The sequence below is a fragment of the uncultured Kiloniella sp. genome (assembly GCF_937128705.1).
Classification (GTDB): domain Bacteria; phylum Pseudomonadota; class Alphaproteobacteria; order Kiloniellales; family Kiloniellaceae; genus Kiloniella.
Window position 1 is genome coordinate 1 of the sequence record NZ_CAKZMP010000290.1, and the last position, 6119, is coordinate 6119.

5 protein-coding genes and 1 pseudogene are annotated in these 6119 nt (G+C 45.1%); 4 read left to right on the plus strand and 2 right to left on the minus strand.

What is annotated here, in order from left to right:
• Positions 1–282, plus strand: a pseudogene (locus Q0241_RS14630) (radical SAM protein); the annotation flags it as partial.
• Positions 283–299: 17 nt separating this feature from the next.
• On the opposite strand, the gene Q0241_RS14635 reads toward Q0241_RS14630, so the two are convergent.
• Positions 300–794: a DinB family protein gene (locus Q0241_RS14635; RefSeq protein WP_299378780.1), complete on the minus strand. Its 495-nt coding sequence runs from the start codon at positions 792–794 to the stop codon at positions 300–302.
• A gap of 108 nt (positions 795–902) precedes the next feature.
• On the opposite strand from Q0241_RS14635, the gene Q0241_RS14640 reads away from it, so the two are divergent.
• Positions 903–1763 (plus strand): GNAT family N-acetyltransferase, encoded by an 861-nt coding sequence (locus Q0241_RS14640; protein WP_299378782.1) that lies wholly within the window; start codon positions 903–905, stop codon positions 1761–1763.
• Between the two features lie 140 nt (positions 1764–1903).
• Positions 1904–2302 carry a DUF983 domain-containing protein gene (locus Q0241_RS14645; RefSeq protein ID WP_299378784.1) on the plus strand — a complete coding sequence of 133 codons (399 nt, stop codon included), beginning with the start codon at positions 1904–1906 and terminating at the stop codon, positions 2300–2302.
• Positions 2303–2485: 183 nt separating this feature from the next.
• Here the strand turns inward: Q0241_RS14645 and Q0241_RS14650 are convergent, their stop codons facing one another.
• Positions 2486–2917, minus strand: a complete 432-nt coding sequence (locus Q0241_RS14650; protein WP_299378786.1) for an Lrp/AsnC family transcriptional regulator — start codon at positions 2915–2917, stop codon at positions 2486–2488.
• 170 nt (positions 2918–3087) lie between these two features.
• On the opposite strand from Q0241_RS14650, the gene Q0241_RS14655 reads away from it, so the two are divergent.
• Positions 3088–6119 (plus strand): aminotransferase class III-fold pyridoxal phosphate-dependent enzyme (locus Q0241_RS14655; protein ID WP_299378788.1); only part of this gene is annotated, 3032 nt, incomplete at its 3' end.

Genomic DNA, 6119 nt, shown 5'->3' on the forward strand with positions numbered 1-6119 from the left:
CGCATGCATTACCCGGATCGGGCTAGCCGTATCATGGGAATATTGAAATCGATGCGGGGCGGTCGTGAGTATGATTCACGTTGGGGCAAGCGTATGCGTGGAGAAGGTGTTTTTGCGCAACTCATTGCTGATCGCTTCTCTTTGGCCCGAAAGCGCTATGGACTAAATAAAAGGTCGCTACGGCATTTGGATATCAGCCAATTTTGCATTCCGCCTGATTTTTGCAGATCAAGTCCTGATAAGAAGGCTGTGTTAGCGAACCAGATGGATTTATTTGGCTGACATTTTTCAGAAGAATTCTAATCCTGAGCCCGCAAATAATACATAATATCTAGAGAAGGAGGTGGAACATCGGTTTGACTTAAGAGGCAATGTACTTGACCGCGATGATGCGTTTGATGGTTAAAGGCGTGTCGAAGAAGAGCGCTCATGGGATCACAATGATTATCTCCGGCAACATTTTTGTAGCTAAGATCATTATCCAAAGTGTCTTGGGATATATTTTGTGCATATTTCAGGATGCGTGCGTCTTCGCTCTCACGCGCTGTTTGTAAGCTGGAAAAGTCTTGATACAGGATATCAGATAGAGACAATTTTTCTGGGGCACCTTCGAAACGACCAAACCAAATTCTGTCGCCAACAAGGATGTGGTTGAGAGTATTGTGGATTGATCCAAAGAAGCTGAGACGTTCTGCCTTGTAGTCAGCTTCGGGCAGGTTAGCACAGCTTTTATAAAGGGTTTGGTTCGCCCACTTGTTATATTCTGCGAGTTGTATGAGTTCGTTCGGCGTCATATCGGGGGTTCCAATTTTTGACATAATTTTCAGTTATATAATGTGTGGTTAAATTGCATGTTTTTCAATATTATATTTACGTAATTTATTAATCTAAAAGGTTTTTTTGTGACTGAAAGTATAACAAAGGATCATTTTGAAATTCGCCTTGCTGAAGACGAGGAGATTCAATTTTTGTGCGATCTGGCCGCCGGGGAAGGGTGGAACCCCGGTTTGAGAGATATTGAATGCTTTTATCAGGCAGATAAAACCGGGTTTTATCTTGGTGTTTTTAATGGTGAACCGATTGGGTGTATTTCGGCAGTCAAGTATGGTGATGATTATGGCTTCGTCGGCTTTTATATCGTCAAGGAGCCATGGCGTGGGAAAGGCTTTGGTATTGCCATTTGGAACCATGCATTGGCGAGCCTTAAAGGACGAATAATCGGTCTGGATGGGGTTGTTGATCAGCAGGATAATTACATGAAATCGGGCTTTAAGCTTTCGCATCGTAATCTTCGATTTGAAGGTACGGCAAAGGCTCAAGGAAGCAAGGCTGAGAACCTTGTCGATGTGAAAACCGTGCCTTTTGAACAGGTCGCAGCGTTTGATGCTGGCTGTTTCTTCGAAGAACGTAAGACGTTTCTCGAGACCTGGCTTGGTGAAGAGGGGCACATTGGATTTGCAGTAGTTGAAGATCAGCAAGTCAGAGGTTACGGCCTTATTCGCCCTTATTGTGATGGTTATAAAACAGGGCCTTTGTTCGCGGCTGATCCTGTTGTTGCCAATGATATTTTTAATGCGCTTTGTGCCGAGGTTGAAGGCCACAACATTATACTGGACGTACCGGAAAATAACGCGGACGGGGTATTACTGGCAGAAAGTTATGGGCTTGTCCAAAGCTTTGAGACGGCCCGGATGTACAAGGGTGGTGCCGTGGATCTTCCGCTGGATAAGATTTATGGTGTCACGTCATTTGAGCTCGGATAGACGGTTGGCAAAGTGATGCTGCGACGTTGTGAAGCGTTACTTTACTATCGTATAAAGCGTGATTTAATACTATCTATAATCCCACAACAAATCGGTTCGCTTTTTTCATGCTGCCGAAAAAAAATAATGTGGAATTTAACATGCACGATACAGCAGAGAAGATTTACCCAAAACTGTCTTCGATGAAGACGGGTACCCGCGGGAAATGCCCTAGATGTGGCGAAGGAAAAATCTTTGATGGTTTTTTGACCGTTGCCAAGGGGTGTAAGGTGTGTGGTCTTGACTATTCCTTTGCGGATCCTGCTGATGGTCCTGCTTTTTTCATTCAAATGCTGTTCTGTATTCCTGTTGTCATTTTTGCACTCTGGTTCGAAGTCAAGTTTGAGCCTCCTGTTTGGGCGCATTTTCTAACAACACTGCCTTTGCTCTTGTTAACCTGCATTCTTCCTCTTCGTCCTTTGAAGGGATGGTTGATTGCAAGCCAGTTCTTTTTCAAAGCAGAAGAGGGACGATTGGTTGTCGATGGCGATGAAAAATAAGCCTGATCAGTGATGTTTCGTCTCTGATTTTCAGTTCTCAATTACGGGGCTTGTAATTTTTAGCCCCGTAACTTTTCGACCGTAATTTTGGGCTCGCTTGGTGCCAGGTATGTTGAAGACGAGCAGGCAGATCTGGTCTGTTGAGAAACATATGTCTGCTCTTTGCTATAGCTGATTTTTGTTTTACGTTTCCAGTTCTCGATTAAGAACCAGTGATGTTTTAAGCTCGCTCACTACCGGATTTGCAGAAAGTTTGTTGCGTACATCATTGAGAACCTCGGGTGTTTCCGCCCTGACCTCTACCAAAAGGTCGGGTTCTCCTGCCAACGAATAGCATCGGATGACTTCTGGAAAACTTGATATTTCTGAGATCAAGTCTTTTGCAGGCGTGTGTGTCAGGTTCAAAAACAGAAAAGCGCCAAAGCCACGGGTTGTTGCGTTTTTAAGTTCTACCCTGTAACCCGTAATAATCTGGTCGTCTTCAAGTCGTTGTAGGCGGTGACGTACCGTAGATCTGGCGATGTTAGTCTGTGTTGCAATTCCCTTGATCGTTTCGCGCGCGTTGTGGCGCAGTACCTGTAAGATCTGGCGATCAATTTCATCTAAGTCTCGCATCGAAACGTCAACATCTTTTTACTTGTTGGAAATAGGGGGCAGAGAATATCAGGCACCTGCCATAAAAACAATGAAACGTGCATAATGGCGAAAGATGTGGGCGTTTATTTTTTTTATACTGCTTTCAATTAATTAACTGCAAAAACCATTCGTAGTACAAGGTGCATAAAATGTCCGTTAATAAACTCCATGTTTATACCGTAAGTGAGGCCGAAGCTCTTTTTCTGGAATTTTATGGTCTTGCAGCAAAAGCCAGTGGCTTGCCGAGCGAGAGAGATCAGAACTTTCGAATGGATACGGCTAAGGGCGAGAGTTTTGTTCTTAAGCTCTATGCTCCTGAGACAGATGTTTGCTGGTTGGATGCACAGGATCAGTTACTCATAGAACTGGCAAATCAGGATGCGGGACTTCCACTTCCGAGACTTATTGAGAACAATAAAAAAGCAACGACTTACAAAATTACGGATTGTAACGGACAAGATCGTTTTATCCGCGCTCTAACTTGGTTGGAGGGAGAAGTCTGGAATAAAGCAGCGCAAAAGCAAAGCCTGGACTTTAAACAGATTGGCGGATTGATGGGGCGTATGGATCTGGCGCTTAAGTCCTTTATGCATGCCGGGGCGGACAGAACTTTCTTGTGGGATATTGCTCAAGCATCTGCTCACACCGCTTTTGTCCCTTTGATTGAAGATGCAGAAATTAAAACTATTGTTGAATCAATTCTGGAGAAATTTTCCAAGGAAACAGCGAGTGCTTTAAGCAGGTTGCCACGACAGGTCATTCACAATGATGCGAATGACTACAACATTCTTGTCGATAAACAGGGCAAGATCAGTGGTCTTATTGACTTTGGCGATTTTATTAAAAGTCATCGGGTTTGCGAAGTTGCTGTTGCTTGCGCTTATGCCATGCTGGCCCAGAAAGACCCTGTCGGGAAAATTTGTGATGTTGTGTCTGGTTATCACAAGGTGAATTCGTTGTGTGAGGAAGAGCTATCTATCCTCTACGATCTGATAAGAGTTCGGTTGGCTGAATCATCCTGTATGGCAGCACAGCAATATGCAGCCAATCCGGAAAATGAATACTTATTGATCAGTCAGAAAGATATTCGCGACCTTCTTCGCAAGATGGAACAGATCAACCCGCAGGTGGTGCATTATCGTTTACGGGATGTCTGTGGCTATGAAGCCTGTGCCGGATCTCGAAAGCTGGAACAGTGGCTTTTGACCAATGCTGATAAAATTGGACCGATTTGCCAACACGATCTTTCCCCAGAAAATGTATTGGTTCTCGATCTATCGCCCTTGTCAGTAAATGAAGAGGGGATACCGCGTAGTGCCGAAGACGCAACAAATGTTATCTTTGGCTTGATGAAAGATGCAGGGGCTGCTGTCGGGGTTGGCAGTTACCTTGAAGATCGCGATGTGTATAAGGGAGACTTTTTTGAAACAGTCGATCCGGACGAAAAACGTACTGTTCATCTGGGAATAGATCTCTTCCTGCCAGCTTATGAACCTCTCTATGCGCCGCTAGACGGTATTGTACGCGTTCATAATGATAATACGCGCGATTATGACTATGGTCCGGTCGTAATTTTGGAACACAAAACTGATGAAGGACAGGTTTTTTATACAAAATACGGACATCTTAGCCGTTCATCGTTAGAGCTTTGGGAAGCTGGGAAAGCTTTTAAGAAGGGAGAGGTGATTGGTTACCTCGGTCCTTATCCCGAAAATGGAAACTGGGCGCCTCATGTTCATTTCCAGCTTCTGCTGGATTTGATGGGGATGGAAAATGATGTTTGTGGCGTGGCGGCGCGCAGTGAAATCAATGTTTGGTCATCTGTCTGTCCAAGTCCAAATCTTATTTTGGGCATGAAAACCAAATGTCAGGGGGATGTGACGCGCAGTTCTAAAAGTATCCGCGAAGAACGCGCCAGACATTTAAGTCCCAACTTGAGCTTGTCCTATTCGGATCCGCTTAAAATTGTGCGTGGTGAAGGACAGTACCTCTACACTGAACAAGGCGAGCAGTATTTGGATATGGTGAACAATGTTTGCCATGTAGGGCATTGCCATCCCCGTGTTGTTGTTGCTGCAACAGGGCAAATGCCCGTTCTCAACACAAATACACGTTATATGCATGACAATATTGTCAACTATGCGCGTGAATTGTTGGCGACCTTTCCTGATCCTCTCGAAGTTTGTTTCTTCACCAATTCTGGTAGTGAGGCCAATGATTTGGCTCTGCGCTTGGCTCAGAACTATACCGGGCAAAAGGATATGCTGATTGTTGATCATGCGTATCATGGAAATTTAACGTCCCTCATTGATTTAAGCCCCTATAAGTTTAATCGCAAAGGGGGGAAGGGCTGTCCGGATCATGTAAAAATATGTCCGATGCCTGATGGATATCGCGGGCCTGTTAAATGGGATGATCCTGATTGCGGTGATAAGTACGCTGCCATGGCAATTGAACAGTTAGCGGCTTTGCAAAAACAAGGCCGTAAACCTGCTGCTTTTATTGCTGAATCCTTGCTGGGATGTGGTGGGCAGATTGTCCTGCCTGATGGGTATCTAAAACGTGTTTATGAAGCAGTGCGAGGGGCTGGTGGCCTTTGTATCGCTGATGAAGTTCAGGTTGGTTTCGGCCGCGTGGGAAGCCACATGTGGGGCTTTGAGCTGCAGGATGTTGTGCCGGATATTGTTACCCTCGGAAAACCGATTGGAAATGGACATCCTATGGGGGCGGTTATCACAACCCGGGCCGTTGCAGATGCTTTTTTCAATGGTATGGAATATTTCAATACCTTTGGTGGAAACCCGGTCTCCTGTGCAATCGGGCGGGAAGTATTGCAGGTTATTCGGGATGAGCGCTTGCAGCATAACGCTGCCCAAGTTGGTCAACATATTCTGGATGGTTTAACAGAGATGATGGCGCGCTATCCATTAATCGGTGACGTTCGCGGACGGGGGCTCTTTATCGGGGCTGAATTGGTATATGACCGAGAAACGTTAGAGCCTGCAACAGCTGAAGCCAACAAGGTCGTCAACCTTATGAAAGAAAAGAGTATCCTGCTTTCAACGGATGGCCCGCTGGATAATGTGGTGAAAATCAAGCCGCCAGTGTGCTTTACGATAGAGAATGCAGATCAATTTCTAAAAGAGTTTGATGTCTGTATGGCTTTGGTTAGTCAGGCCAG